The sequence below is a fragment of the Polaromonas eurypsychrophila genome, assembly GCF_014641715.1.
GTDB lineage: Bacteria > Pseudomonadota > Gammaproteobacteria > Burkholderiales > Burkholderiaceae_C > Polaromonas > Polaromonas eurypsychrophila.
This window is the reverse complement of the sequence record NZ_BMIG01000009.1, coordinates 76,202-101,326: the sequence shown is the minus strand read 5'-3', so window position 1 is coordinate 101,326 and position 25,125 is coordinate 76,202. Positions and strand designations below refer to the sequence as shown.

At 60.0% G+C, this 25,125-nt stretch carries 30 protein-coding genes, 1 tRNA gene and 1 pseudogene; 17 read left to right on the top strand and 15 right to left on the bottom strand.

Annotated features, from left to right (window positions below; genetic code table 11):
* Positions 1–2 precede the first annotated feature (2 nt).
* The 9 genes from IEX16_RS13165 to IEX16_RS13125 all read left to right on the top strand — a co-directional run bounded on the left by IEX16_RS13165 (position 3) and on the right by IEX16_RS13125 (position 7,613).
* Entirely contained in the window at positions 3–641 is a 639-nt protein-coding gene (locus tag IEX16_RS13165; RefSeq protein ID WP_188708940.1) for a 1-acyl-sn-glycerol-3-phosphate acyltransferase, read from the top strand.
* Positions 638–1,558 carry an oxygen-dependent coproporphyrinogen oxidase gene (gene hemF / locus IEX16_RS13160; RefSeq protein WP_373288340.1) on the top strand — a complete coding sequence of 307 codons (921 nt, stop codon included), beginning with the start codon at positions 638–640 and terminating at the stop codon, positions 1,556–1,558. The genes IEX16_RS13165 and hemF overlap by 4 nt, the downstream gene beginning before the upstream one ends.
* 32 nt (positions 1,559–1,590) lie before the next feature.
* Positions 1,591–2,184: a nicotinate (nicotinamide) nucleotide adenylyltransferase gene (gene nadD, locus IEX16_RS13155; protein ID WP_188709020.1), complete on the top strand. Its 594-nt coding sequence runs from the start codon at positions 1,591–1,593 to the stop codon at positions 2,182–2,184.
* A gap of 34 nt (positions 2,185–2,218) precedes the next feature.
* Positions 2,219–2,992 (top strand): ribosome silencing factor, encoded by a 774-nt coding sequence (gene rsfS, locus IEX16_RS13150; protein WP_188708938.1) that lies wholly within the window; start codon positions 2,219–2,221, stop codon positions 2,990–2,992.
* A complete protein-coding gene (gene rlmH / locus IEX16_RS13145; protein ID WP_188708937.1) occupies positions 2,989–3,456 on the top strand; it encodes a 23S rRNA (pseudouridine(1915)-N(3))-methyltransferase RlmH in 468 nt (155 codons plus the stop codon). The genes rsfS and rlmH overlap by 4 nt, the downstream gene beginning before the upstream one ends.
* Positions 3,457–3,583: 127 nt before the next feature.
* A complete protein-coding gene (locus IEX16_RS13140) occupies positions 3,584–4,186 on the top strand; it encodes a Maf family protein (RefSeq protein WP_188708936.1) in 603 nt (200 codons plus the stop codon).
* A gap of 10 nt (positions 4,187–4,196) precedes the next feature.
* Complete coding sequence (gene rng / locus IEX16_RS13135; protein ID WP_188708935.1) at positions 4,197–5,675, top strand: ribonuclease G; 1,479 nt, start codon at positions 4,197–4,199, stop codon at positions 5,673–5,675.
* Positions 5,676–5,700: 25 nt separating this feature from the next.
* Positions 5,701–6,447, top strand: coding sequence for a polysaccharide deacetylase family protein (locus tag IEX16_RS13130; RefSeq protein WP_188708934.1), 747 nt, complete (start codon positions 5,701–5,703; stop codon positions 6,445–6,447).
* The gene (locus tag IEX16_RS13125) at positions 6,444–7,613 is read left to right on the top strand and encodes a glycosyltransferase family 4 protein (protein WP_188708933.1); all 1,170 of its coding nucleotides are present in this window, start codon (positions 6,444–6,446) and stop codon (positions 7,611–7,613) included. The genes IEX16_RS13130 and IEX16_RS13125 overlap by 4 nt, the downstream gene beginning before the upstream one ends.
* A gap of 13 nt (positions 7,614–7,626) precedes the next feature.
* On the opposite strand, the gene IEX16_RS13120 is transcribed toward IEX16_RS13125, so the two are convergent.
* Both IEX16_RS13120 and msbA read right to left on the bottom strand, forming a co-directional pair.
* Positions 7,627–8,499: a glycosyltransferase family protein gene (locus IEX16_RS13120; protein ID WP_188708932.1), complete on the bottom strand. Its 873-nt coding sequence runs from the start codon at positions 8,497–8,499 to the stop codon at positions 7,627–7,629.
* The gene (gene msbA, locus IEX16_RS13115; RefSeq protein ID WP_188708931.1) at positions 8,496–10,298 is read right to left on the bottom strand and encodes a lipid A export permease/ATP-binding protein MsbA; all 1,803 of its coding nucleotides are present in this window, start codon (positions 10,296–10,298) and stop codon (positions 8,496–8,498) included. Before msbA ends, IEX16_RS13120 begins: the two co-directional genes overlap by 4 nt.
* 253 nt (positions 10,299–10,551) lie before the next feature.
* On the opposite strand from msbA, the gene IEX16_RS13110 reads away from it, so the two are divergent.
* From IEX16_RS13110 to IEX16_RS13080, 7 genes are all read left to right on the top strand, one after another.
* Positions 10,552–11,316 (top strand): glycosyltransferase family 2 protein, encoded by a 765-nt coding sequence (locus tag IEX16_RS13110; RefSeq protein WP_188708930.1) that lies wholly within the window; start codon positions 10,552–10,554, stop codon positions 11,314–11,316.
* Between the two features lie 76 nt (positions 11,317–11,392).
* The gene (gene tolB / locus IEX16_RS13105) at positions 11,393–12,619 is read left to right on the top strand and encodes a Tol-Pal system beta propeller repeat protein TolB (RefSeq protein ID WP_229676343.1); all 1,227 of its coding nucleotides are present in this window, start codon (positions 11,393–11,395) and stop codon (positions 12,617–12,619) included.
* Between the two features lie 48 nt (positions 12,620–12,667).
* Complete coding sequence (gene pal / locus IEX16_RS13100; RefSeq protein WP_188708928.1) at positions 12,668–13,210, top strand: peptidoglycan-associated lipoprotein Pal; 543 nt, start codon at positions 12,668–12,670, stop codon at positions 13,208–13,210.
* 15 nt (positions 13,211–13,225) lie between these two features.
* Positions 13,226–13,987: a tol-pal system protein YbgF gene (gene ybgF / locus IEX16_RS13095; RefSeq protein ID WP_373288339.1), complete on the top strand. Its 762-nt coding sequence runs from the start codon at positions 13,226–13,228 to the stop codon at positions 13,985–13,987.
* Between the two features lie 51 nt (positions 13,988–14,038).
* The gene (locus IEX16_RS13090; protein WP_188708927.1) at positions 14,039–15,154 is read left to right on the top strand and encodes a YeeE/YedE family protein; all 1,116 of its coding nucleotides are present in this window, start codon (positions 14,039–14,041) and stop codon (positions 15,152–15,154) included.
* The gene (locus IEX16_RS13085; protein WP_229676333.1) at positions 15,154–15,969 is read left to right on the top strand and encodes a tRNA threonylcarbamoyladenosine dehydratase; all 816 of its coding nucleotides are present in this window, start codon (positions 15,154–15,156) and stop codon (positions 15,967–15,969) included. Before IEX16_RS13090 ends, IEX16_RS13085 begins: the two co-directional genes overlap by 1 nt.
* Before the next feature lie 90 nt (positions 15,970–16,059).
* Positions 16,060–16,135 (top strand) — tRNA-Lys (locus IEX16_RS13080).
* A 106-nt stretch (positions 16,136–16,241) separates the two neighbouring features.
* On the opposite strand, the pseudogene IEX16_RS13075 reads toward IEX16_RS13080, so the two are convergent.
* The 7 genes and pseudogenes from IEX16_RS13075 to IEX16_RS13045 form a co-directional block, all read right to left on the bottom strand.
* Positions 16,242–16,415 (bottom strand): annotated as a pseudogene (locus IEX16_RS13075) (phage head closure protein); the annotation flags it as partial.
* Positions 16,416–16,591: 176 nt separating this feature from the next.
* Complete coding sequence (locus tag IEX16_RS13070) at positions 16,592–18,097, bottom strand: terminase large subunit (RefSeq protein ID WP_188708926.1); 1,506 nt, start codon at positions 18,095–18,097, stop codon at positions 16,592–16,594.
* A complete protein-coding gene (locus IEX16_RS13065; RefSeq protein WP_188708925.1) occupies positions 18,097–18,555 on the bottom strand; it encodes a phage terminase small subunit, hendrixvirinae-type in 459 nt (152 codons plus the stop codon). Before IEX16_RS13065 ends, IEX16_RS13070 begins: the two co-directional genes overlap by 1 nt.
* A gap of 15 nt (positions 18,556–18,570) precedes the next feature.
* Positions 18,571–19,071 carry an HNH endonuclease signature motif containing protein gene (locus tag IEX16_RS13060; protein WP_188708924.1) on the bottom strand — a complete coding sequence of 167 codons (501 nt, stop codon included), beginning with the start codon at positions 19,069–19,071 and terminating at the stop codon, positions 18,571–18,573.
* Positions 19,046–20,215 (bottom strand): phage portal protein, encoded by a 1,170-nt coding sequence (locus tag IEX16_RS13055; RefSeq protein WP_188708923.1) that lies wholly within the window; start codon positions 20,213–20,215, stop codon positions 19,046–19,048. Before IEX16_RS13055 ends, IEX16_RS13060 begins: the two co-directional genes overlap by 26 nt.
* A complete protein-coding gene (locus IEX16_RS13050; RefSeq protein WP_188708922.1) occupies positions 20,212–20,739 on the bottom strand; it encodes an HK97 family phage prohead protease in 528 nt (175 codons plus the stop codon). The genes IEX16_RS13055 and IEX16_RS13050 overlap by 4 nt, the downstream gene beginning before the upstream one ends.
* Positions 20,740–20,751: 12 nt before the next feature.
* Positions 20,752–21,927, bottom strand: a complete 1,176-nt coding sequence (locus tag IEX16_RS13045) for a phage major capsid protein (protein WP_229676342.1) — start codon at positions 21,925–21,927, stop codon at positions 20,752–20,754.
* Between IEX16_RS13045 and IEX16_RS20040 the strand changes: the two genes are divergently transcribed.
* On the top strand, positions 21,841–22,071 hold the full coding sequence (locus IEX16_RS20040) for a hypothetical protein (protein ID WP_229676346.1): 231 nt from the start codon (positions 21,841–21,843) through the stop codon (positions 22,069–22,071). The two genes, IEX16_RS13045 and IEX16_RS20040, sit on opposite strands and share 87 nt — an antisense overlap.
* Positions 22,072–22,129: 58 nt before the next feature.
* Here IEX16_RS20040 and IEX16_RS13040 read toward each other — a convergent pair whose 3' ends face one another.
* The 6 genes from IEX16_RS13040 to IEX16_RS13015 all read right to left on the bottom strand — a co-directional run bounded on the left by IEX16_RS13040 (position 22,130) and on the right by IEX16_RS13015 (position 25,082).
* On the bottom strand, positions 22,130–22,276 hold the full coding sequence (locus tag IEX16_RS13040) for a hypothetical protein (protein ID WP_188708920.1): 147 nt from the start codon (positions 22,274–22,276) through the stop codon (positions 22,130–22,132).
* A gap of 1 nt (position 22,277) precedes the next feature.
* A complete protein-coding gene (locus IEX16_RS13035; RefSeq protein ID WP_188708919.1) occupies positions 22,278–22,751 on the bottom strand; it encodes a hypothetical protein in 474 nt (157 codons plus the stop codon).
* Between the two features lie 571 nt (positions 22,752–23,322).
* Positions 23,323–23,664, bottom strand: coding sequence for a helix-turn-helix domain-containing protein (locus IEX16_RS13030; RefSeq protein ID WP_188708918.1), 342 nt, complete (start codon positions 23,662–23,664; stop codon positions 23,323–23,325).
* 8 nt (positions 23,665–23,672) lie between these two features.
* A complete protein-coding gene (locus tag IEX16_RS13025; RefSeq protein ID WP_188708917.1) occupies positions 23,673–23,894 on the bottom strand; it encodes a helix-turn-helix domain-containing protein in 222 nt (73 codons plus the stop codon).
* A gap of 163 nt (positions 23,895–24,057) precedes the next feature.
* Positions 24,058–24,654 (bottom strand): hypothetical protein, encoded by a 597-nt coding sequence (locus IEX16_RS13020; RefSeq protein WP_188708916.1) that lies wholly within the window; start codon positions 24,652–24,654, stop codon positions 24,058–24,060.
* 53 nt (positions 24,655–24,707) lie between these two features.
* Positions 24,708–25,082, bottom strand: a complete 375-nt coding sequence (locus tag IEX16_RS13015; protein WP_188708915.1) for a hypothetical protein — start codon at positions 25,080–25,082, stop codon at positions 24,708–24,710.
* Between the last annotated feature and the right edge of the window lie 43 nt (positions 25,083–25,125).

The window sequence follows — 25,125 nt, the reverse complement described above, 5'->3', positions numbered from 1 at the left end:
GCATGGATTTATTACCGCCGCACCCCGTGCAGTTTCAGGGGAGTGGGCTGGCCCTATGGGTGTTGCGTTTGCTTGGTTGGCGCGTTGATTTCGAAGGGCTGCCGACACGGCAGGGCGTGATTGTGGTGTATCCGCATACCTCGAACTGGGATTTTGTGATCGGCATCCTGATGAAATGGGCCGTCGGCATTTCGGTGCAGTTCTGGAGCAAGGACACCCTGTTTCGGACTCCCCTTTTTAGTGCCTGGCTGCGCTGGGTCGGCGGGGTGCCCATCAGCCGCTCGGCACCCCAGGGCACGGTCGGCCAGATGGCGGCGCTGATGCAACAAAAAAAAGCACGGGGCGAGTATTTCTGGCTCGCGCTGGCGCCTGAAGGTACACGCCGCCGCACCAAGGGTTGGCGCAGCGGCTTTTACCGGCTGGCGCTGGCGGCCGATGTCCCCGTTGGATTGGCCGGTCCCGACTATTCGCGCAAGCGCCTGGTGTTTCTGGATTTTGTGCGTCTGACGGGGGATCAAGACCATGACCTGCCACGCATGGCGCTGTCGCTGCAGGATTGCCGCGGCTGGCATCAGGAGCGCGCGGCCCCCGTGCGCTTGATCAATTCGGGCCGCCCCCAGGCCGATATCATTGTGAAATGACGACCATGGCCGATTCTTCCCGTGTCCGCAGCTACCTGCTGGCGCTGCAGCAGCGCATCACAGGCAGCATCGCCGCGATTGACGGCGGCGTATTTGCTGTTGATCCCTGGGAGAAGGCGCCCGGCGAAACGCTGCAGGGCAATGGCATCACCATGATTCTGGAAGGCGGCGAGGTGTTTGAGCGTGCGGGCTGCGGCTTCTCGCATGTGCAAGGTCCGCGCCTGCCGCCCTCGGCAACGCAGCACCGGCCGGAGCTGGCCGGCGCACCATTTGAAGCCCTGGGCGTATCGCTGGTGTTTCACCCGCGCAACCCTTATGTGCCGACGGTGCATATGAATGTGCGCATGCTGGTTGCCACACCAGCTTCGGGGCAGCCAGCCTGCTGGTTCGGCGGCGGCATGGACCTGACGCCCTATTACGGCTTTGAAGAGGATGCGCGCCACTTCCACCAGACCTGCAAGGATGCACTGACGCCATTCGGCGAGGACAAGTACCCGCGCTTCAAAACCTGGTGCGACGATTATTTTTACCTGAAACACAGGGGCGAGCAGCGCGGCATAGGCGGCGTGTTTTTTGATGACTTCCAGGAACTGGGCCTGGACGGCAGCCTGGCCATGATGCAGTCAGTTGCCAACGCCTTCCTGCCGGCCTATCTGCCAGTCGTCGAGCGCCGCAAGGCGATGGCTTATGGCGAGCGTGAGCGGGATTTCCAGCTCTATCGCCGCGGCCGCTACGTCGAGTTCAACCTGGTCTGGGACCGTGGCACCCATTTCGGCCTGCAGTCTGGTGGGCGCACGGAGTCCATCCTGATGTCCATGCCGCCGCTGGTGAGCTGGTCTTATCAACGGCCGCTGGAGGCTGGTTCGGCCGAGGAGTGCCTGTACAAAGACTTTTTGATCCGGCGGGACTGGCTTTGAGTGCAACCGCAGCCAGCGGCCCGTGCATCGGCATGTTCGGCGGTTCTTTCGACCCGCCGCACCTGGCCCATGTCGCATTGGCCGGCGCTGCCGTCGCGCAACTGCAGCTCGATGTGCTGCACATTGTTCCCACCGGGCAGGCCTGGTACAAGGAAAGGGCGCTCAGCGCGGCCGGGCACCGACTGGCCATGGCTGAGCTGGCGTTTGGCGGCCTGGAGCGGGTGCAGGTCGACGCGCGCGAGCTCCAGCGGGCCGGGCCGAGCTTCACCATCGACACGCTGGAGGCGCTGCAGGCCGAAAATCCGGGTGCCCAGCTCTACCTGATCATTGGCAAAGACCAGTTTGCGACACTGAAAAGCTGGCACCGTTGGCAGGACCTGATTCAAATAGCTATAATTTGTATAGCAGACCGTGCACATTCCGCAAGGGCTGAGGCCGGATTTGACCCTCAAATCAGGCTGCCACACCCGCTTGTGCCCCTCCAGTTGCCCCTGATGCACGTCAGCGCCACCGACATCCGGCGGCAAATCGCCTTGGGCGCCGCGACCCCGCAAGGCCTGGCCCGGCTGGTTCCCGAGCCCGTTGCGCGTTATATTGAGCGCCATCGTCTCTATATTTCACCCTGATTCGAACACTTTTTTTTATTGAAGCCCACACCGCATGACCTCCACCTCCGCCAACACCACCGCTGCCAAAAAAGACGTCCAGAAATTGCAGCGAGCCATCATCGACGGCCTGGAAGATGTGAAAGCGGTGAACATCCAGGTATTTGACACGGAACACATCACTTCCTTGTTCGAGCGCGTGATCATCGCGTCGGGCACTTCCAACCGGCAGACCAAGGCGCTGGCCGCCAGCGTGCGTGATGCGGTGCGGGATGCCGGTTTTTCGAAGCCGCGTATCGAGGGCGAAGAAAACGGCGAATGGATCATCGTGGATTGCGGCGCCGCCGTGGCCCACATCATGCAGCCCACCATACGCCAGTATTACCACCTGGAAGAACTGTGGGGCGACAAGCCGGTGAAGCTCAAGCTCGGTGCGCCGGCGCCGCTGGTCAAGGCGTCCAAACCTGAACCCGAGGAAGTGCCGAAACCCGCGAAGGGCCGCGCAACTGGCAAGCCTGCCGCCAAATCGGCGAAGGTGCCTGGAAAAGTGGCGGCCAAACCCGCTGCGAAAAAGTCCGCCCGCACCGATGATGGCACTTATGTCGGTCGGGTCGGCAAGACCAACGACTGGACCGCCAAACGCAATGCCACCGCACCGGCGACCGAGCCGGCGGCCAAACCGGTTGCGAAGAAAGCAGCGGCCAAGACACCGATCGTGAAGATTCCTGCCACCAAAAAAGTGGCGGCCAGGAAAATTGCCGCCAAGACTGCGGCCAAAACCGCAGCCAAAAAACCTGCCGCCCGGAAAACCACCACCCGGAGCCAATGAGGCTGACGATTGTCGCCGTCGGCCAGAAGGTGCCCGACTGGGCGCAGACTGCCTACGACGACTACGCCAAGCGTTTTCCGCCTGAACTCAAGGTTGAACTCAAGGCCGTCAAGACCGAGCCACGCGCGTCCAAGACCCTTGACAACCTGCTGGCCGCCGAACGCCAGCGCATTGAAGCCGTGATCCCCAGAGGCACTCGCATTGTGGCGCTGGACGAGCGCGGCACGGCCGTGACCACGGTGGCGCTGTCGGCCAGGCTCACGGGCTGGCAACTGGGCGGGGACGATGTGGCCATCGTCATCGGCGGGCCGGACGGACTGGACCCGTCCTTCAAGCAAGCGGCGCACGAGCGCCTGCGCCTGTCGGACCTGACCCTGCCGCACGCCATGGTGCGTGTGTTGCTGATCGAGCAGTTGTACCGCGCGTGGAGCATCACGGTCAATCACCCGTACCATCGCGAATGATGCCAAGTAGAGTGTCATCCCGGACTCGATCCGGGATCCATGTCCTGCACAAAGTGAGGCCTATGGAATGCAGCGATGGATCCCGGCTCGGAGGTCGGGATAACGGCTTGCTACATTGATGTCACCCATGACCGATTTCATCTATCTCGCCTCCCAAAGTCCCCGACGCCGGCAGTTGCTGGAGCAGCTCGGCGTTTCTTGCGAACTGTTGCTGGCGGACGCCAGCGAGGACAGCGAGGCGCTGGAAGCCGTGCTTGCCGGCGAGTCGCCCACCGCCTATGTGCAGCGCGTGACACAACTGAAGCTGGACGCCGCTGTGGCACGCCTGAAGAGGCGCGGGCTGCCACCGGCGCTTGTGTTGTGCTCGGACACCACGGTCGCGCTGGCCAGGCGCATTTATGGCAAACCCGACGATGGAAACGATGCCGTGCGCATGCTCGGCGAGCTGGCCGGTACTACGCATCGCGTGTTGACCGCCGTGGCGGTGCAGCATCGAAGCGAACGCCTGCAGGCCCTGAGTGTGTCGCGCGTGACCTTCGCGCCCATGAGCCCGGCGCAGATACGAACTTATGTAGCTTCGGGCGAGCCGATGGGCAAGGCCGGCGCCTACGCGGTGCAGGGCAGGGTGGCGATGTTCATCAGCCATATCAGCGGAAGTTATTCGGGCATCATGGGATTGCCCCTGCATGAAACGGCCGGGCTGCTGCGCGCAGCCGGCCTGAAAATATAGAGACAACAGCGTGCAACAAGACATCCTGATCAACTGGTCACCCCAGGAAACCCGCGTGGCGGTGGTCGAATACGGTGCTGTGCAGGAGTTGCACGTCGAGCGCACCCTGGAGCGGGGACTGGTTGGCAACGTCTACCTCGGCAAGGTAGTGCGCGTGCTGCCAGGCATGCAGTCTGCCTTTATTGACATCGGGCTGGAGCGGGCCGCATTTTTGCATGTGGCCGACCTGATGAGCAGCATCAACAGCCGCCATGCGGATGCCGATAGCGCCTCCAGTCCGGCGGCTCCACTGCCGATAGAAAAACAGTTGTTCGAGGGCCAGGCCATGATGGTGCAGGTGCTCAAGGATCCGATAGGCACCAAGGGGGCCCGTCTGACGGCGCAGATCAGCATTGCGGGCCGGCTGCTTGTGTTTTTGCCGCAGGACAACCACATCGGCGTGTCGCAGAAGATTCCCGCGGCTCAGCGCGAGGAACTGCGTCAGCGTTTGCAGGCCCTGACCGGCGATATGGGGGGTGGCTTTATCCTGCGTACCAATGGCGAGGACGCGACGGTTGCGGAGTTGGGCGAGGACATCGCCTACTTGCGCAAGACCTGGGCCCGCATCAAGGATGCGGCTCTGCGGTTGCCGCCGACGTCGGTGTTGCACCAGGACCTTAGCCTGCTGCAGCGCGTGCTGCGCGACATGGTGGTGGAGAATACCCAGAGCATACGCATCGATTCGCGCGATCAGTTCGACAAACTCAAGCTGTTTGCCACCGAGTTCATGCCGGCCACCCTGCATCGGCTGCAATTGCACAGCGGTGAGCGACCGATTTTTGATCTGTTCAACATCGATGAGGAAATCGCCAAGGCCCTGGGTCGGCGCGTGGACCTCAAATCCGGCGGCTACCTGATCATCGACCAGACTGAAGCGCTGACCACCGTGGACGTCAACACCGGCGGGTATGTCGGTGCCCGCAATTTCGACGACACCATTTTCAAAACCAATCTCGAGGCCTCGCTGGCGATTGCACGTCAGCTTCGCCTGCGTAACCTGGGCGGCATTGTGATTGTCGATTTCATCGACATGGTGCAGGCCAGCCACCGCGACGCGGTGCTGGCCGAATTCCAGAAGCAACTGGCGCGTGACCGTATCAAGACACACGTCAATGGTTTTTCGGCACTGGGTCTGCTCGAAATGACCCGCAAGCGCACCCGCGAGTCACTGGCCCACCAGTTGTGCGAACCGTGCAGCGCCTGCATGGGCAAAGGCGTGGTCAAGACGGCACGCAGCATCAGTTACGACATCCTGCGTGAAATTCTGCGTGAGGCGCGCCAGTTCAACCCCCGCGAGTTCCGGGTCATTGCATCGCCCAAGGTCATCGAGCTGTTTCTTGACGAGGAAAGCCAGCACCTGGCGGGATTGAGTGACTTCATTGGCAAGCCGATTTCCTTGCAAGCCGAAGCAGCGATGGCGCAGGAACAATACGATATCGTTTTGTTATAAATTGCCGCAAAAAACAGCGTCCCGTATGTTTGATTCCGCCAGCCCATCGCCGTCCATCGCCATCCTGGTTTATCACCAGATCAGCGAAGCGCCACCCAAAGGGGCACCGTTTCGTAGCCTGTACGTGGCGCCAGACGCATTCGCCCGGCAAATGGTCTTGCTCAAGCTGCTCGGCTACCAGGGCCTGGCCATGAGCGCACTGTTGCCGTATCTGAAGGGTGAGCGGCGTGGCAAGGTGGTTGGCATCACCTTCGACGATGGCTACCTGAACAACCTCACCCATGCGCTGCCGGTGCTGCAGCGCCATGGTTTTTCTTCGACCTGTTATGCCGTCAGCAATCTACTGGGTCAGACCAACGTCTGGGACCGCGACATCGGTATCGCGCAGGTGCCGCTGATGGATGCCGAGCAGTTGCGCCTGTGGGTCGCCGGCGGACAGGAGGTGGGTTCGCACACGCAGAACCATGCGCGTTTGCTGCAAAGTGATGCACTTACGGCGCTGGGCGAGATGACGCAGGACAGGGCCGCCCTTGAAGGTCTGCTGGCCGCGCCGGTTCAGCACTTTTGCTACCCCTATGGCGAATACGCGCCGGAACATGTCGCAATGGCACGCCGGGCCGGGTTTCATACCGTGACCACCACACGCCGTGGCCGCAGCGCCGTCAATGGCAATTTGCTGGAACTGCCACGTGTACCGGTCGTCCGCTCGACCAGCCTGCCGGTGTTCTGGCTCAAGATTGCCACGGCTTACGAAGACCGGGAGCGCGCTTGAGCCCGTGGGTACAGCCACGGCTCCGCATTGCGGTGCTGAACCGGGTTTTTGACAGCACCGGCGGGGGGGCCGAGCGTTATTCCATCGCGCTGGTCGAGCAACTGGCAATGCGCCATGAAGTTCACGTCTTTGCCCAGCAGATCAACCACCAGGCCGTTGGCGTCAATTACCACCGTGTGGCCATGCCGATGCGCAAACCGCGCTGGCTGAACCAGCTTTGGTATGCCTTTGCCACCTGGCGCGCCACACGCACGGGTTTCGACATCGTGCACTCCCATGAAAACACCTGGCATGGCCAGGTGCAGACCGTGCATGTGGTGCCGGTCAGGCACAACCTTTTCCAGGGACGCACTGGCCTGCGGCGTGTGCTGCGCTGGGTCAAGGTGGTGACCAGCCCGCGGCTGCTGACCTACCTAGGACTGGAGCGCCTGAGATTCAGGGCGCTGAAGGCGCGTCGCGTGGTGGTGACCTCGGCCAGCCTGGGCGAAACAATGGCTGCGACCTACCCGGATTCATCAGGGATGACAAGTGTCATCACGCCGGGGGTCAGCTTTCCCGAGCTAGCTGCTGGCGAAGACGGCAAAGGCAAGGCACGGCAGGCCCTGGGCTTGCCGGCGCAGGGCTTTTGCCTGCTGTTTGTCGGCAACGATTACCGCAAAAAGGGGCTGGACACTTTGCTCCAGGTGCTGGCGACATTGCCAGATCAGGTGGTGCTTGCTGTCATCGGCAACCCTGCGCCTATTCCCGAATTCAGGCGGCGGGCGGAGTCGCTCGGCATCACCGGTCGGGTGTTCTTCCTGGGTGCGCTGCAGGACGTTGCGCCCGCCTACCGAGCGGCGGACGTGCTGGTGCACCCAACACTCGAGGATACGTTTGCGATGGTGGTGCTGGAGGCTATGGCACACGGCTTGCCGGTGGTCGTCAGCAGCGCGGCCTACTGCGGCATTTCCAGTTTGCTGAGCCATGGCGTGAATGCACTGCTACTTGATGACCCGCGCAGTGCGCAAGCGCTGGATGCAGCACTGCGACTCCTCTCCGGGGACGAGGACTTGCGCCGGGAGTTGGGCGGGCAAGGGCGACTTTTTGCGAGTTGTTATCGCTGGGAAGACATCGCACGCCAACAGGAGGCGGTGTACTTCTCGTCGCTGGCTGCCTCAAAAAACTGAGGCCAGACTGCGCTCAGGCGACCAGCTTGAAGTGCTTGCGACTGAAGTCCAGGCCCGTCAGTAGTTCGATCCTGCGCATCAGGTGGTATTTGTTTTCCTTGCGGGTGGGCTGGTAGGCCGAATCTATCCGCAACGCCTGCTCGGCACCCGTGAGCAGCCATTCCTGTGCGACTTGGGGGTGGGTTCCCTTGAAAGCCTCCAGTGCGCGTGCGTCGAACTGGCTGTAATGCACTTCCATCTTGGTCGAACTCGCCCAGTATTTGCTGACCTGATCGAGTTTTTTCTGCATGTCTTCGTTGCGGCGAATCCAGCCGTAATGAAAAATGCGCGCGTTGGCCAGCGCAGCTTGGGGATTGCGGGGGTTTTTATGGTCGGTCGTGACCAGCCAGTACTGGCCGTCGGGCGCATAGGAGCGAATGGTGTTGCGGATCAGCCGGCATTCGCGGCGGTACCAACCGGGGCTGACTGACACCCACTGCGCCGACCCATAAAAGTGGCGATAGTCGAACACCAGCGCTTCCACTTCGGGGTTGGTGTGATGCTTTTCGACACTGGCGCGGATGGCGGGCAGGTCGTCCTCGTGCACCACCTCATCGCCTTCCAGGTAAAACGCCCAGTCGCCGGTACAGGCGTACTGCGCAATCATTTTTTGCTGGGCATACACAAAGCCCCGGTCGGCCATGCGTTCGTTCCAGACGGTTTCGATCACACGGATTTTTGGGTCACTGATGGCCAGCACCCGGGCCAGTGTGTCGTCATTGCCGCGACCGACTGCCACCACGAATTCATCCACCAGCGGCAGCAGCGAACGAATCGATGCTTCAAAAGGAAAGCCCAGTTCGACACCGTTGCGGATAAAAGTAAAGCCACTGATGGAAATTGTCATGACAGTTGCACCACCGGTGCGCTTTGCGAAAGACCGGAGTCGTACAAACCCAGCTTGTACAGGCGGGCATAGGGGCCGTCGCGATTGATCAGCTCGGCATGGGTGCCGGTCTCCACAATCCGGCCGGCGTCCATGACGACGATCCGGCTGGCATGCTGCACCGTGGACAAGCGGTGCGCGATGACCAGCGTTGTGCGGTTGCGCATCAGGCGCTGCAGCGCTTCCTGCACTGCGCGTTCGGATTCGGTGTCAAGCGCCGAGGTGGCTTCGTCGAGGATCAGGACTGGCGCGTCCTTGTAGAGCGCCCTGGCAATCGCCAGGCGCTGGCGTTGGCCGCCGGACAACTGCGTCGCGTTGTGACCGGCCAGGGTGTCCATGCCATGCGGCAGATTGGCCACAAAACGCTCCAGGTTGGCGGCCTGCAGGCAGCGCTGCACGCGTTCGCGGTCCAGCTTGGCACCCAGCGCCACATTCACGGCAATGCTGTTATTGAGCATCACCACATGCTGGCTGACCAATGCAAACTGGCTGCGCAGCGCATCCATCTGCCACTCGCGCAGGTCGTGGTCATCGAGTTCGATGGCTCCGGACGTGGGCTCTACAAAACGCGGCAACAGATTGACCAGCGTGGTTTTACCGGCGCCCGAAGCGCCTACCAGCGCCACCGTTTCACCGGGGTGGATGGTCAGATTCACCGAGTCCACGGCCGTCGCACCCTCGTTTCCATAGGCCACGCGGGCGTTGATGAACCGGATGAGTCCGTCAGCCCGGGGCTTGGAATAACTGCCGCCTTGTTCATCCGGGGTCTTCTCCATCAGATCGAGTCCGCGCTCCAGCGCCGCCAAGCCGCGGGTGATGGGGCTGGCGACTTCCGACAAATGTTTGATGGGGGCGACCAGCATCAGCATGGCGGTCACAAACGCCACAAAGGAGCCGACCGAAGTGCCGTCGGTCGCGCTTTGCATGAGGGCAACCGTAATCACGGCGGACAGTGCCACGGCCGCCAGCATCTGTGTGGTGGGGGTCATGGCCGCAGATGCCGCGATGGATTTCATGGACAAGCGTCGCAACGCATCGCTGAGCTGCGCGAAACGCGTGGCCTGATCGGCCTGCGCCGCATGCAGCCGGATATCGCGGTGTGCCAGCACGTTTTCTTCGACCACATAAGCCAGCGAATCGGTCGCGCTCTGGCTGGCCTTGGTGAGCCGGTAAAGACGGCGGGATAGCACACGCATGACCCAGGCCACGGCTGGGATCAGCAGCGTAACAATCAAGGTCAGCTTCCAGTTCAGATACAACAGATAACTCGACAGAGCCAACAGGGTCAAAGTGTCACGCGTCAGGCTCATGACTGAATTGACCAGCATGGAAGAGCCGTTTTGAACCTCATAGACCACCGTGTTGGCAAGGGCGCTGGCCGACTGGCTCGAAAACAGATCCAGCCGCGCCGACAGCAGCTTGCCGAACATGGCCTTTCGCAGTTCCAGCAAACCCAGATTTGTGACCTTGGCGAGCGCAATTTGCGCCACAAAACCGGCAAACCCGCGCACGCCGAACAACAGAATCAACGCCACGGGAATCACCCACAAGTCAATACCGCCTTTCTGGAAACCCTTGTCCAGCAAGGGCTGCAGCAAGGCCGGCACCAGTGGCTCGGTGGCGGACGCCACCACGGTGGCGCCTATGGCAATGGCCCAGGCGCTGCGGGACTGGTTGAAATAAGGCCAGATGCGTCGCAGGCGTTGCCTGATGGGCGCTGGCGACACTGTTTCGCTGGCGGGATTGGTGCCGCGTGTCAAGCTGAAACCCCGGACTCCGAAGCCGTCGGGCCGACCGGAGTTTGTATCGGCCGCTCAAGTACACGGGTAAAGTTCGCTGCAATTTTTGGCATGGATGCCGCCTGGTGAACCATGGAGTCAACAAGCCTGCATTATCGTGGAACAATTGAAGGCCAATTCCTACAAGCTCCCTTGCTCGCAGCATTCACAATCGTCCACTTGATCACGCAGGTGGATGGCAGCGGCTGGTGAGACTTTCAACACATCACGCACCATGAGCCTTTCCGCCATCATCATCACCAAAAACGAAGAGGCCAATTTGCAGGCATGCCTGGAGTCCGTCCGATTTGCAGATCAATGGGTCGTGGTTGACAACGCTAGCACGGACAACACGCGCGCCATTGCAAACGCCTTCGGGGCGGAGGTGACGCAAACGCAAGCCTGGCCTGGTTTTGGCCCCCAAAAGAACCTCGCCCTGAGCCTGGCCAGACACGACTGGGTCCTTTCCATCGATGCCGACGAACGTGTCACACCGGAACTCGCGCTGGAGATTCAAAAAGCCATGCAAAACCGCGCCGCCGATGCCTTCGAAATTCCGCGTCTCACCGAGTTTTGCGGACAATGGATCCATCATTGCGGCTGGACCCCTGACCCTGTGTTGCGCCTGTTCCGACGCGGTCAGGCCGGCTTCAGCGATGACCTGGTGCACGAACGTGTCATCCTCAAATCCGGCGCCGTGGTGCGTTTGAATAATCGGCTGCTGCATTACAGCTACCCGACCCCCGCACATTACTGGCGCAAGCTGGAGCAATATAGCCTGGCCTGGGCCCAGCAGGCCCATGCGCGCGGCAGAACCAGCTCAATGCTGCGGGCGGTAACATCGGGCCTGATGGCCTTCCTGAAAAGTTATATTTTCCGCCTTGGCATCCTGGACGGCAGCATGGGCTTTGCCGTCTGCGCCATGCAGGCCCAGGCGGCCTTCGGCAAATACTTCACCTTGTATTGTTTGAACCAGCAAAATGCACTCAAAAAAACCTGATAGTTTCCTGCCCGCGTCTCGCCTGGCGGGACGACGCGGCCTGATCGCAGGCTTGACCGGCCTGGGCGCGCTTGCCATGGTGCCGCCGTCCTGGGCCCAGTTCCGGGTTGAAGTCTCCGGCGTGGGCCTGACCCAGTTGCCGATTGCCATTGCCGCCTTTCGCGGCGATGCCCAGTCCCCGCAAAAAATTGCAGCGATCGTGCAGGCCGATCTCGAAAGAAGCGGCCAGTTTCGTGCGGTGGACGCCAGCGGCAACCCGCTCGACGAAAGCTCCCGACCGGATCTGTCGGTCTGGCGCCAGCGCGCCGCCGACTCTTTGCTGACCGGCAGCGTCACACGTCTGGCCGATGGGCGCTACGACGTGCGTTGCCGCCTTTGGGACGTGGTGCGCGGGCAGGATCTGGGCGGCCAGAGTTATGTGGTGCCGCAGAGTGATCTGCGCCTGTCCGCGCACCGGATCGCCGACTTTGTCTACGAAAAGCTGACGGGCGAGAAGGGCGTTTTTTCCACCCGCATCGCCTATGTGACCAAGGCGGGTACGCGCTACAACCTGTGGGTGGCAGACTCCGACGGTGAAGGCGCGCAGTCAGCGCTGGCCAGTCCGGAGCCGATTATTTCTCCATCATGGTCGCCCAACGGTTCCCAGCTGGCCTATGTGTCCTTTGAGTCGCGCAAGCCGGTGATTTACGCCCACGATGTGGCCTCGGGCAAACGCCGCCTGCTGGCCAATTTTCGCGGCTCCAACAGCGCACCGGCCTGGTCGCCCGATGGCAACCAGTTGGTGGCTACCTTGAGCCGTGATGGGGGCTCGCAACTTTATGCGATTGCTGCTGCAGGTGGTGAGCCGCGTCGCCTTACCCAATCGGCCAGCATCGATACCGAACCTGCGTTTTCGCCGGACGGCCGGTCCATTTATTTTGTGAGCGACCGCGGTGGTTCGCCGCAGATTTACCGCATGGGTGCAAGCGGCAGCAATGTGGAGCGAGTCACCTTTACGGGGAGTTACAACATATCGCCCGCCATCAGTCCGGACGGCCGTTGGCTGGCCTATATTTCACGCATAGGCGGCGCTTTCAAGCTGCACGTCATGGAACTGGGCAAGGGAACTGCAGTGGCCCTCACTGACACCAGCGGCGACGAAAGCCCGAGTTTTGCGCCTAACAGCCGTCTCATCGTTTACGCCACGCAGCAGCAAGGTCGCGAGGCCCTGCTGACCACCACGCTGGACGGAAAAATCAAAGCCCGCCTGACCGGGTCTACCGGAGATATACGCGAGCCTGACTGGGGTCCTTTTCAGAAGTAAACCAGCAGCCTTGATGCTCCTCCTTTTCAATTCTTAGCCAAGGTACCTATGAAACGCATCCTTTCTCTCATCGCCATCATCGCCCTGACTGCAACCATCGTCGCTTGCAGTTCGGGCGTCAAGCTCAATGATGTTCCGGTCGAAAACCGGGCACCGGTCGCGATCGCTCCAGGTGGCACGGGCAATGCCTCTGGCGTCGCCGGGCGTGACGTGGCCCCGGTGCTGATTGGTGCCACCGATCCCTCGCTTGCCGGGCCTGCCGGTGCCGCCCGCGTGATTTATTTTGACTACGACAGCTTTGTCATCAAACCCGAAGCCCAGGGCACCGTCGAGGCCCATGCCCGCTTCCTGAGCGCCAACAAAGCCCGTAAACTGGTTATTGAAGGCAGCACCGATGAGCGCGGTGGTCGCGAATACAACCTTGCGCTGGGCCAGAAACGTGCCGAGGCCGTGCGTCGCGCTCTGGGTTTGTTGGGTGCGACAGACGCGCAAGTTGAAGCCGTCAGCTTCGGTGAAGAAAAACCCGTAGCGACCGGCATCGACGAAGACTCCTTCGCCAAGAACCGCCGCGCTGAATTTAACTACCGTTAAGCCGGAGCCCCGATCTTGAAGAATTTCCGGATTGTCCTGGCCGCCATGGCCTGCGTGTTGGCGATCAATGCGCACGCCGGCCTGTTCGAAGATGACGAGGCCCGCAAGGCGATTCTCGAGATGCGTCAGCGCCTTGACGTGTCGCAACAGCGGATGAGCGAGGATTTGCGCAAGGCCAACGAGGACAACGCGCAGCTCAGGCGCAGCCTGCTGGAGCTGTCCGGCCAGATCGATGCACTACGCAATGAGATGGCACAAATGCGCGGTCAGAGCGAACAGGTGACACGCCAGTTGTCCGAGGTCCAGCGCCTTCAGAAGGATCTGTCCCAGGGGCTGGATAACCGGCTCAGCAAATTCGAGCCGTCCAAGGTCACGGTCGATGGCAGGGAGTTTGTTGCGGAGCCGGCTGAAAAGCAGGAGTTTGATACCGCTCTGGCCGTTCTACGCAAAGGCGAATTTGCGCCAGCGCAGACAGCCTTCAGCAATTTCCTTAAGCGCTACCCCCAAAGCGGCTACAAGGCGCCGGCCTTGTTCTGGCTTGGCAACGCACAGTATGCGCTGCGCAACTACCGCGATGCCATCATCAATTTCCGCGCACTGGTGGCCACCGATACGGAGCACGTACGTGCGCCCGAGGCGGTGCTGGCCGTGGCCAATTGCCAGGTCGAGCTCAAGGACATCAACGGCGCCCGCAAGACGCTTCAGGATCTGCTCAAAGCCTATCCCCAGTCGGAAGCTGCCGCGGTGGCCAAAGATCGCCTCAGTAAACTGAAGTAGACCGGGAGCAGGGCGCGGCAGCGCCCGCTGTTCACCCCTAAAATCGGAAGGATGGACACCTCCCAGCTCAATACCCTCACCACCCAGGTTCTCTGGGCGGCTTTTTTCCTCTCGATGCTGTTCGGCGCCATCGCCCAGCGCACACATTTTTGCACCATGGGTGCGGTCAGCGACATCCTCAATATGGGTGACTGGACCCGCATGCGCATGTGGGGCATGGCCATCGGTGTGGCCATGATCGGTTTTTACGGCATGGCCGCAGCCGGCCTGATTGACCCCTCCAAAACACTGTATGCATCAAACCGCTTCATATGGCTGTCCGCGCTGGTGGGCGGTGGCCTGTTCGGCTTCGGCATGGTGCTGGCCTCGGGTTGCGGCAGCAAGACACTGGTGCGCATAGGCGGCGGCAATCTTAAATCGCTGGTGGTGTTTCTGGTTATGGGTGTGGCCGCTTTTGCCACGCTCAAGGGCATCACGGCCGTCCTGCGAGTGGCTACGGTGGACCGCGTGGCCATCGATTTCACCAGCAACGCGGCACTTTCGAACTGGGCGGGTGGCGCGGCAGGAATATCCCCCGCATTGGCCGGGTTGGTCATTGCAGTTGTGCTCGGTGGCGGCCTGATTGTGTGGGCGCTGATGGGCGCGGAATTCCGCCGTTTCGATAACCTGCTGGCCGGCCTCGGCATTGGGGCGGTGATTGCGGCCATGTGGTGGGTCAGCGGCCATCTGGGTTATGTGGCCGAACATCCCGACACCCTGCAGGAAACCTTTCTGGCCACCAACTCGGGCCGCATGGAAGCGCTGAGTTTTGTCTCGCCCGTGGCCTACACGGTGGACTGGCTCATGTTTTTCAGCGACAAAAGCAAGCTGCTGACCATCGGCATCGTGTCGGTGTTTGGCGTGGTGGCCGGCTCGGCCGTGTATTCGCTGCTGTCGCGCAGCTTCCGTTGGGAAGGGTTTCGCGACGCTGAAGACACCGGCAACCACCTGGTGGGTGCGATGTTGATGGGGGTGGGCGGCGTGACCGCCATGGGCTGCACCATCGGCCAGGGTTTGTCGGGCATCTCGACCTTGAGCGCGACCAGCTTTGTGGCTGTGGCCGCCATCCTGGCGGGTTGCGTGGCCGGTGTGCGTTACCAGGTCTGGCGGCTGGAGCGCAGCGTCTAGTGGATGCTGATCTGGAGCGCCGTTTCGGCGGCCTGACGCGCCTGTACGGCGTCGCCGGCGCACAAAAGATTCGGGTCGCCCATGTGGTCGTGGTCGGACTCGGCGGCGTCGGCTCCTGGGCCGCCGAAGCGCTGGCGCGTAGCGGTGTAGCCCGGCTCACCTTGATCGACCTTGATCACATCGCCGAGTCCAACATCAATCGCCAGATCCATGCGCTGGATAACACGCTGGGCCAGGCCAAGGTAGAGGCCATGCGAGAACGCATCGCGCACATCCACCCCGGCTGCCAGGTGGCTTGTGTTGAAGAGTTTGTCGATGCCGCCAACTGGCCGGTGATCGCCGGGCTGCAGGGCAGCGAGCGCGTTTCCGTGATCGATGCCTGTGATCAGGTCAAGGCCAAAACTGCGATGGCTGCCTGGGCCATTAAAAACAAAATTAATTTGATCAGCGTCGGTGCAGCCGGCGGCAAGCGCCACGCGCACAAGGTCGACATCGACGATCTCGCGCTGGTCACGCACGACCCCTTGCTGGCGCAACTGCGTTACCGGCTGCGCAAGGAGCAGGGCGCTGCGCGCAAGGGAAAAATTGGCGTGGCCTGCGTGTTCAGCCGCGAGGCTGTGATGCAGCCTGCTGCGGCCCTGCAAGCGTCTGACAGCGCGCTTGTCGCGGGCGATGAAGCGGCAGCCTGCGTGCTGCCTGATGACACGCAAGCCGACGGCAGCCTCAACTGTCACGGCTACGGATCGGTCGTCAGTGTGACCTCGACCTTCGGCCTGTGTGCGGCAGGCTGGGTGCTCGACAAAATTGCAGCGTGAGTTTGCAAAGCCCGAAAAAATAACGCTATAATTCAAGGCTTTGCTGCACACGCTGCAGCAAAAACCGGGAAGTATCGAAAGCTACTCCTTGGGGCCTTAGCTCAGTTGGTAGAGCAGCGGACTTTTAATCCGTTTGTCGTGGGTTCGACCCCCGCAGGCCCCACCAAATACGCCTTATTGGCTATAGAAAGCCCGCTACTGAAAAGATAGCGGGCTTTTTTGTTTCTGGTGCTGGTGACAGTCTGGTGACAGTTTTCTAGCTGGTGACAGGATCACCCGCGACACATCAAAATCAGCTCACGGTTTGCGCTTTTGTAGTCGATCAAGCCGGCGATACCGTACAGCGTAGCTTCATGGTTCACGCGGTCGGCTGGCGTGATGCCTGGCCGGTAACGCAGGCGTATGCGAGTTGTGACTTCGGACACGGCGGCTGCGGCTGCGATGTACTCGCGGCCATGTCAGTCCTTCAATAAATAGGTGCCAGCCGCGCACGAGTGAAAGTGCAGCGGGTAATTAGTCCCGGCGTCCCATGCCGCTGGCGTTTCGGGGTTTTGGAATGCAAGGCACGGCCCGAATAATCCTTGTCCTGCAATATCCGCTCATGCGGCCCGGCAGGCACGGGTTAAACAAAAGTGAAAGCGCCATCGGCGTAAACCTCCGATTGCTCTACAGACAGCGCAGCTACGCCAAAGGCTTGGGCCATCGCTTGCAGGCCGTCTATGCGTCCGGTAGCCTTGGACTTATCCAGCTTGCGGCCTCCCGCTGGGTCTTTCACCACGATGGCATTAGCTGCACACATGGCTAGGACAGGGTGCCCACCATGCGCCACGCGGGCATTTAGTAGTTCTGCCTCCAGGCCGTCCAGGGCTGGTGCCATATCGCGGAAACCCTGGCCGTGAGGAACTAGCGGTACGTCGGAGCCGATTTTGTCCAGTTCTTTTTTCATCAGGTCGATGCGCCAGCGGTCATAGGCCACGGCCTGCACGTTCAGGCCGGACAGAATCGCGGCCATGTCGGTGGCAACAAACTCATAGTCAACCGTCGCGCCCGGTGTCGAGTGCAAGTAGCCTTGCCGGTGCCACACGTCATAGGGCGCACGGTCACGCCTGGCGCGATCAATCAAACCTTGCTCTGGCGTCCAAAAATGCGGGACTACATGCCACACGCCAGCCAGTTTGCCAATGATGACAAGGGCGGTTAAATCGCATCGTGCCGACAAGTCCAGGCCACACCAGACGGGCGCGTCACCAAAGGGCAGAACCTGGCCAGCGCAGGACTGCCAGACGTTCGGGCTTATGAAGGCGCTTACCGTCGATACCCGCTGATTCAGCAGCAGATTGCGTGCGGTGTTTTCCATGCTCGGCATGCGCTGCGCTTGCGTCAATTGTTCGCGTAAATCGTCCAGGCTGCGGAATTGGCCCAGTGCCGGGTTAGACGCAGCCCATGCGCTTTCGTCCAGGAGGTCGCAACCGGCAGGCGCTTGATAGACATGCGACACGATGCGCGGGTCTTTGCTGTCTTTTGCGTCGTCAATCCAAACCGATAACAGGTCGGCATCGTTCGCGGCCTGCGTCGATATGACGATCAGCAGCGGCTCAGCGTGTGCGCCCTGGCTGGTGGTAATGGCGTCGATAAAGTCAGATTGCGGCCCGCGCACCTGGCCGGTTTCGTCGAGCACAGCAAAGACAGGGCTTAGGCCGTGGGCGGTTTTGCCGTCAGCAGCCAGCGCCCTATATTCCGTGTTCAAGGGCAAACCCAGCAGGCGCTTGCCGGATGGCACGATCCGCACGATACTGGACAGGACGGGCGACAACTGCACCATTTTGCTGGCCAGATTGAAGACAAGCGCGGCTTGATCCCGGCTCATGGCACCGCTCACAAGCTGGCTATTTTGTTTCGCTTCAGGCCCGACAAGGTGGCACAGCAGCAGGCCCGCGATCAGGCCGGACTTGCCGTTTTTCCGGCTCACGCTCAGGATGGCGCGGCGCGTGCCGGCCGGGTTGTCATACACGGCCCGAATGAACTCTTTTTGAAAGTCTGCCAGCACCATCGGCTTACCGACTTGCGCGCCGTCAGGCGTCAGGCAGTGCCGTTCAATGAAGGCAATGACGCGGGCGGCGCGGCTCATTACTTCACCACGCGCAGGGTCGGGATCAGGTCATCATCTTCAGCGGCGGCTTTTTTTTCATTGGCCAGCGCTTTGGATGCGTCAGCAGAGCGGCCCACGGTGGCCTGAGCATGAACATGCAGGGCGCGGGATAATGCGACACATCGGCGGGTCAAGGTTTCCACCAGCGCAGCGGCGGGATGGGCCTTACCTTCGATCACATAACCAGACTTATCAAGGTCAGATTGCAGGCGTTCAATGTCGGCTTGCGTCCTGGCCAAGTTGGCGGCGGTGGTCAGGTCGATAGCGGTCCAGGTATCACGGGCGCGGGCGGTAACGATGGCATCCCAGAAAGGACGGTCACCAGTGCGCAATGCAACATGGGCGGGCGGGTCAAGCGGTCCCAATGCCACGGCCTGCGCAGCGGCCACAGCGGCGGTAATGCTGTCTGAGCGTTTGCGGCGGGCGGTCATTTTCATGGCTGACTTTTGCAGTTAGGGTGAAACGGAGGGGAACCAGTCGGTTTGTGGCCCCTCGGTTGCTGGTGATTTTTCACCGTCAAGGCCAGCAGTACGCATCAGATCAGCCTGAGCCGCGTTAAACCAAGGGTGGTCATGGTCTAGTGGCATCCCCTGCATATCGCAGCCCATGCGCACGTTATGGCCCATGTCCTTGGCTGTCTTGCGTGAGTGGCACTCATGGCACAGCGGGACCAGATTTATCAGATCATTGTTTGCCGGGTTGTTGTCCCGGTGGTCGAGGTCGGTCGCTATCACGGTCAACCCTCGGGCGGTGCAGTGCCTGCATAGTGGCTCACTTGAAAGCACCGATGCACGCAGCTTGCGCCATGCCGCGCCGTCGAGCGCAAGGGTTCGCCCGTTGGCTTCCTGCTTTTGCTTGAGTGTCCTGCTACTGAGCACCTTTAGTCGCGGTGGCAGCTCCTTCAGGCGCGGCTGAAGCATGGGCAGCTTATGCCGCTTGATTGCGTTGGGCATTGTCGATACCTTCGATAACGGGCAGGTTCTCCAGGCGGCGGGCCTCGGACGGCAGCAACCAGCCGGAGCTAATGCCCTTGTCGTAAAAGTCGGCTCGGTTCACGCTGTCGCCACGCAACAAACCTTCCACGGCATGTTCTGCAAAGTAGGTGCGTCGTCCGGCTTCGGTCAGCAGCTTGGACGCAATGGCCTGTTCCCACATCACCATATGGCGCTTGAGGGTCAGCGTGACAAACTGGCGGGCCATCTCCACGCTGTTGGAGTAGTTGCCATGCCTCAAGTCACCGATGACGGTAGGCGGCACGCGGAACAGGCGGGCCACTTCCTCCACGGAGAACTGGCGGGCGGCGATCCATTCAGCATCTTCTAGGGTCATGCTGACGGTCTGATATTCCACGCCAGATTCAAGGATGGCGGTTTTGCCTGAGTTGGCACCTCCAGAATATTGGCTATCCCAGGAGTTTTTAAGGGCGGTGCGCTGTTCGGCCTTCAGTGTTTGGGGAAACTTCAGGATGCCGGACAGCCGCGCCCCGTTTTTAAATGTTGCGTTGCCATGATCCCGCTCACTGATTGCCAGTTCCACCACGCCTTTAGCGGCGGCGATAGGGCTTACACCCAGCACCGCATCATCACCGGCCCGGTGGCGTAGGTGCAGGACTTCACCAGACAGCAGGCGATGCACCACGCCCTTTAAGTCGGTGTAGTCATAGGCGATCTTGTCGCCCACGCGAAGCACCGTAACCCGGTCAGGCGACACGGGCAGCAGTTCGCGCACCTGGCCATCATTGCCGCGAATGATTCGCGCAAAGGCATTGCCACGCAGCAAAACGGCCGCTTGCATCCATTCCCTAAATTCCAGCGCGGTCTGGTTTTCGTTGGCTTGGTCGTGAAGGACGCGATACAGCGAATGATCCGGGGCAGGGCTGCGGCCTTCACCGTCGCGCCGATACAGGACCAGCGGCAGGCTGGCGATTGTCTCGCTGATTGCCGACACGCACGCATAAACGGCGCTCACGCCTTGCGCGGTGGCAGCGTTTACCGGCCCGCCTTGCAAGCTGGCGAAGTTTGACCAATAGGGGTCACCTCCGGACACGGAGCGGCGCTCCAGGCCGATGGCAGACAGGGCGCGGGTAATGAGGCTCATGCGGTTTGAAGCCAGAGGGCGTTAAGGTCAACGTGGGTTTGTTGGTGCGGTCGGCTGCGCATGGCAACGGTCGTATCTTGATAGGCCGGGTCTGCGGTCAGCGTGACTTCCATCAGATCCACAGCAAGCAGCTCGCGGACAAGCTGCGCACCGCGTTGTTCCCAGCGGTCGCCACCAGGGGCAACACGGAAACCAAAGGAGCAGCCCGACACGTCGCCACGATCCACCAGGATGGCCAGATCACGGCCATGAGTTGTATCGGGCAATGACAGCGTGAAGGCCAGCCCGTGCGAGTCTTCACGAAGTTGCAGCGTATTGCCTTTGGTAGTGCCTAGCAGTGCATCGCCTTGATGATGGTACAAGGCGCGAACGTTGGAACCCGTCGCCAGCGATTTGGCGAAAGCACCAGGGCGGATCAACTCTTGGAAGTCGCCCAGGTTGGCTTCAGAATTGAAGACGGCCGCATAGCCTGAAAGGGTTTTGCCCTTTGCAGTCAGCGTGCCTTGGCTGCGGATTTCCAACATTCGCAACCTTTCTTAGATAGCCACGTCTTCAGCGACTACGAATGCTTGAGGGTGGCGAACGGCAATGCCTACCGTGCTCATGGCGCGGACAAGCACGTTGCCCTTGCTGTAGGCGGTTTCGGCGAAAGGGTTGACCAAAATATCCAGCTCGGAATAGATACCAAGCAGCACCTGGCTCCAGTCACCCAGGATCACTTTGCCCAGAACACTGGTCTTGTCGGCTACTTGATTGGTGGAGAAGGCCGGGATATTGGCCATCACACCGTTATCCAGGAACTTTGCGGGCAGGCCGGTCGTGTCCAAAATACTCATGAGTTTGGCTTTTGGCTTGGTGCCCATCAACCATGCGTTTGGCGTTGCGTTCACTAATTCCAATTTTTGCAGCATCACCACGATGTTGGGCCATGACAAGGTGGCCAGATTGGCGGTTTGTATGCCAGCCGTTGCCAATACGCCGGTCGGCTCGTTGGTGCCGCCTCCCATGATCAGGGCGCTATCAATGGCTTTTGCCAGCATGGCGGAAAGATCATCACGAATGAGCTGCTCGATATCCGGGCTTGAACTCTGGATAAGTCCACGGCTCATTTCCGAGATTCCGCCGGCATGCTTGGGTGCCAGCGTGACGGCGCTAAAAGCCATGTCACCCGGCGTCAGGGCGGTGTTTTCAGCAACCCAGCCGGACGTGGTGCCGGTGCCGTACTTTGGAACCGTGATTGCGCCCGTCAGGTTGGACAGGACGCGCGCACCCAGCTTGCGGGCCAGCAGCGAATTGCGCAGGGTGTCGATGTACTGGTCAGGGCGGCTTTCGGTGGTAGCCAGTTGAGCTGCGCTGGTCGTGGTGTTAACACGCTTTTCAAGTGCAGCCATAGGCACGAAGCAGCCCTCAGCCTTGCGGCCAGTGCGGCGCTCGGTTTCCTGGCTGTACTCAAGGGCAGCGCCAGACAGCGAGCGGCCTTCCATTTGGGCGCGGATGACTTCCACCACGTTGACGGCACGCTGCAACGTGTTAAATGACTTGTCACCGACTGGCGAACCCTCGGCGCGGCGCTCCATGTCTTCCAGGAATTGTGCGCGGCCTTCCTGGCCTTCAAGGTCTTGCACTTGCGTTTTGATGGCGTCAAAGGCCGATTGTTCGGCGGCGTTGAGGCTGCGCTTTTCACCCTCGGCGGTGGTCAGCAGGCGGCGCATGTCTGCCACTTTGGTGGCGCGTTGTTCCCGGATTGCGGCGATGGTCATGGAATGGGCTTTCTTGAGATTGCCCATTTAATCGGTGGGCAGGTTGGTAATAAGCCCATGTATAACCGCGCGTGCGAGACATTGAAAGGGGTCTAATGCGGTTAAGTCAGAGGCGAACATGCACGCACAAAAGAGCGTTGCAAGTTCGCCAATTTCAGCCGTTGAAGTACCGATGCACAATGCCCAGGGCTTCAGATTTAGACAGGCCGGAATCGCGCAAAAGTCTTTCAAGGCGTCGCTTTTCAAGGGCGCGACGGCCACCGGGAAAGAGTCGCAGCCATAGGCGTTTGAGGTGTTGCATGTCAGGCCACCAGATCAAATTGCGCACTTGGTAACGGAGAGGTAACGCTAGCGGCGTTACCGCTGGCGTTATCTGGCGTTACTTGGCTTTGCTCGTTCGGTGGTGTCACAGTGTTACTGCCGAAGTCGCTGCAATACGCATCGCAAATATCAGCGGTCGCCGTGGCGTAGTTGGTTTCATAGTTCAGGTCTGCATGTCGGTGGTCGGAGTGCAGCGCCAGATATTCGCCCAGGTGGTCTATGCGGTCCTTCAGTGCCAGCAGCCTGCGCTGTAGTTCGATCACCGTCCGCATCGCGTCCGCTTCGGATGCGGACATTTTGCGGACAAGCCCTACCTTTTCGGCTATGTGCTGTAGTTGGATCAAGTGAATGTCAACGGCGTAGCTGTCGCCCATGCTTTCGTTTTCAAGTCGGATAAGGCCATCCGGTAAAACTTCAATGTTCAGGTGCGGGATGGTATCGGTGAAGGTGGTCATTGTTTGCTTTCAGTGTGTTGATTGAATGGCAGTAGATGGCATCTCTAGATGGTTTCCGTGAGACGGCGTAGAGCGAACCCCTAAAACTGGCCTGATAGCGCCGTGAGACGGTGTAGGGGGGACTATCACTACGCCGTGAGACGGTGCAATAAGGGGCCTCTCTACGCCGTGAGACGGTCTAAGGGTTGCGTTTTTTTGGTAGGCCCCACGCTCAAACAATTCAGGCGCGCCCGCGTCATATCCGGGCAGCTTGTCTAAAGCCCTCCAGGTGACGGCGTACCAGCTTGCTTTGTTTGGGCGGTGACCCTTCACCGTCTCATGGATAAAACCGGCTTCGATAAGCTCACGCTTTGCCCGTGTAATCACGTCCGCGCTTTTCCATCCTCGTTTGGACAGGTAGGCGGCGGACGCCAGCAATCGCCCGTTGTTGTCGCGCACGAATTGCCGCGCCAGCTCAAAAAGTAGAGAGCGCGCCGGATGGCTCAGGCGGGCATAGGCGGGGCAATCCAGCACGGACCAGGGCAGGGCTACAAACCCGCCTGAATCACGCCCTGAGTCGCCCTTCCTGCCGCTATTGCGGCCGTTCGCCATTCGGCTCTGATACCAGCGTGTAAAGCGCTGCCCTTGGGTGCGCGAAGCCGTCGCGGTCGTACAGCGTCACCCGGTCGGTGGTGATGCTGTAGCCGAATCGGTCGCGTAGCTCCTTGACACGGGCAGGGGCTTGATAGCAGCCCAGGCGGCGCAGGTCATAGGATGTTTGCGGGCGGCGGCGTAGTGCCCGCACAATTCGTTCCCGCTGCGCTTCCGTCGCGGTGGACTTTGCGCTAAACTTCAGGTGCTTTTGATTTTTCCGGATGGCTCCAACTGCGCTAACAGTCGGGGCCATCGCCTTTTGTGGGGTACGTTTTGCCATGCCGTACCTCACGCGCTGATAGGGTTACGGATGGCTTCATCAAGCGTTGCGCCCGATGTTTCAGCTTCCAGCTTGCGCTGCCATTCAGCGGCGGCGTGTGCGCTGATGTAGCGGCGGCGACCACATTTATAGGTTTGGAGTCGGCCGCTTCCAATCTCTTGATAGGCGGTGGTGCGGCCCACTTTGAAGTGTGCCAAAAACTCGGGAATGCTGAATGCTAGCTGTGTCATCTTTTAGCCTTTCGTGCTTGCCGGTGTTCGTTGAACTACTCATCGAATCGCCGTGCACTCAGTCTAAAAATTTCCCCCTCTGAAATCTAGCTGTTTTGGCCTGTTGATTAAGACACTCGGCCCACTGTCTTAAGACGCTCGGCCCACTGTCTTTTTGATGTTTCTACTTGCCGCGATTTTTCATCCGTTGACGTGCTTTTTGAAGCTGTGAAATCATTTCACAAACGGCAATACGTTTGCCTGTTTCGCGTTCAATTAAGTCGCGGTCGCGCCAAAAGAATGGGGCCATCCCACCATCGCCGATTGGGCAGGCAAGCCGCAATGCATCAACTGCGATTTTGTTGCTCCTGGGGTGGAGTGCGGCATATTCTTCATATAGTTTTGTCTTGAGTTTTGGCTCTTTTTTGCCGTGTTGGTCGAGTAGTGGCTGCGCACGTTTTGCCAGTTTGTAGCCGGCAATGTGAGACGCTATCCATTGCGCCACAGCGTAGAGCCGTTCGGCCTCCAATTGAATGACGTAGTTATCGTGGTGGTAGTCGTGAAACGTCCGGGTTAATCTGTGCCGTAGTTGGATCAACTCATTGCGATTTTCTTTGCCTTGAAACTCGGTATCTGTCCAATGAGAATCGGTATTTATCCAGTCATCAAAACCTGTAATCTCCCATCCAGTGAGTGCATTCACTGTGAGACATATTTCAGCTTGCGTGATGTCGTGATAAATCCAAACGCCATCACCGTCTCTGTGCATCTCAATAATCATGGATTGCGGCCCTCTGCATTTTTTGTGGCTACGCCCGTAGGCGCGTCGGTGGCTTAGACAGGTGCTGACCAGACAAGGCGCAGGTGTCCGCGAGTTTTTTGGTTCTTGTTCAACAGGAGCTCCAGCTTGTTTGCAAGCGCCTCCTTGGGTTCTCTTATAACCAGCTCAAAATAACCATTGCGTTTTTTTGTCGTACAGAAAGAATCACGTCTTTCTGGGTCATCCCGAAAGAAAGTGCCCTTAGTTCTTTTATTGCCCTCTGGAAAGAGGCTCAGGTCACACAATCCAGCGTCAATAAGGGTCTGCATGCGTCCGTGAACGATGTAGATGGCCCATTCTCTGGTGTAGCCATTCGCTAACCCGCCCGACTTTTTCTCTACCCGAATTTGATCATCACAAAATATCGGGGTGATAATTTGAGTAGCCATGATTGAACTCGCTTTCTTTTTTGGTTAGGGTGGCTAGTTGCTC

Excerpts from the sequence above, each read along its gene's own strand:
- IEX16_RS13165 (WP_188708940.1), top strand. The coding sequence starts at position 3 with ATGGATTTATTACCGCCGCACCCCGTGCAGTTTCAGGGGAGTGGGCTG.
- hemF (WP_373288340.1), top strand. The coding sequence starts at position 638 with ATGACGACCATGGCCGATTCTTCCCGTGTCCGCAGCTACCTGCTGGCG.
- nadD (WP_188709020.1), top strand. The coding sequence starts at position 1,591 with ATGTTCGGCGGTTCTTTCGACCCGCCGCACCTGGCCCATGTCGCATTG.
- rsfS (WP_188708938.1), top strand. The coding sequence starts at position 2,219 with ATGACCTCCACCTCCGCCAACACCACCGCTGCCAAAAAAGACGTCCAG.
- rlmH (WP_188708937.1), top strand. The coding sequence starts at position 2,989 with ATGAGGCTGACGATTGTCGCCGTCGGCCAGAAGGTGCCCGACTGGGCG.
- IEX16_RS13140 (WP_188708936.1), top strand. The coding sequence starts at position 3,584 with ATGACCGATTTCATCTATCTCGCCTCCCAAAGTCCCCGACGCCGGCAG.
- IEX16_RS13130 (WP_188708934.1), top strand. The coding sequence starts at position 5,701 with ATGTTTGATTCCGCCAGCCCATCGCCGTCCATCGCCATCCTGGTTTAT.
- IEX16_RS13120 (WP_188708932.1), bottom strand. The coding sequence starts at position 8,499 with ATGACAATTTCCATCAGTGGCTTTACTTTTATCCGCAACGGTGTCGAA.
- IEX16_RS13110 (WP_188708930.1), top strand. The coding sequence starts at position 10,552 with ATGAGCCTTTCCGCCATCATCATCACCAAAAACGAAGAGGCCAATTTG.
- tolB (WP_229676343.1), top strand. The coding sequence starts at position 11,393 with ATGGTGCCGCCGTCCTGGGCCCAGTTCCGGGTTGAAGTCTCCGGCGTG.
- pal (WP_188708928.1), top strand. The coding sequence starts at position 12,668 with ATGAAACGCATCCTTTCTCTCATCGCCATCATCGCCCTGACTGCAACC.
- IEX16_RS13090 (WP_188708927.1), top strand. The coding sequence starts at position 14,039 with ATGGACACCTCCCAGCTCAATACCCTCACCACCCAGGTTCTCTGGGCG.
- IEX16_RS13070 (WP_188708926.1), bottom strand. The coding sequence starts at position 18,097 with ATGAGCCGCGCCGCCCGCGTCATTGCCTTCATTGAACGGCACTGCCTG.
- IEX16_RS13065 (WP_188708925.1), bottom strand. The coding sequence starts at position 18,555 with ATGAAAATGACCGCCCGCCGCAAACGCTCAGACAGCATTACCGCCGCT.
- IEX16_RS13060 (WP_188708924.1), bottom strand. The coding sequence starts at position 19,071 with ATGCCCAACGCAATCAAGCGGCATAAGCTGCCCATGCTTCAGCCGCGC.
- IEX16_RS13055 (WP_188708923.1), bottom strand. The coding sequence starts at position 20,215 with ATGAGCCTCATTACCCGCGCCCTGTCTGCCATCGGCCTGGAGCGCCGC.
- IEX16_RS13050 (WP_188708922.1), bottom strand. The coding sequence starts at position 20,739 with ATGTTGGAAATCCGCAGCCAAGGCACGCTGACTGCAAAGGGCAAAACC.
- IEX16_RS13045 (WP_229676342.1), bottom strand. The coding sequence starts at position 21,927 with ATGCGCCGCCTGCTGACCACCGCCGAGGGTGAAAAGCGCAGCCTCAAC.
- IEX16_RS13040 (WP_188708920.1), bottom strand. The coding sequence starts at position 22,276 with ATGCAACACCTCAAACGCCTATGGCTGCGACTCTTTCCCGGTGGCCGT.
- IEX16_RS13035 (WP_188708919.1), bottom strand. The coding sequence starts at position 22,751 with ATGACCACCTTCACCGATACCATCCCGCACCTGAACATTGAAGTTTTA.
- IEX16_RS13030 (WP_188708918.1), bottom strand. The coding sequence starts at position 23,664 with ATGGCAAAACGTACCCCACAAAAGGCGATGGCCCCGACTGTTAGCGCA.
- IEX16_RS13025 (WP_188708917.1), bottom strand. The coding sequence starts at position 23,894 with ATGACACAGCTAGCATTCAGCATTCCCGAGTTTTTGGCACACTTCAAA.
- IEX16_RS13020 (WP_188708916.1), bottom strand. The coding sequence starts at position 24,654 with ATGATTATTGAGATGCACAGAGACGGTGATGGCGTTTGGATTTATCAC.
- IEX16_RS13015 (WP_188708915.1), bottom strand. The coding sequence starts at position 25,082 with ATGGCTACTCAAATTATCACCCCGATATTTTGTGATGATCAAATTCGG.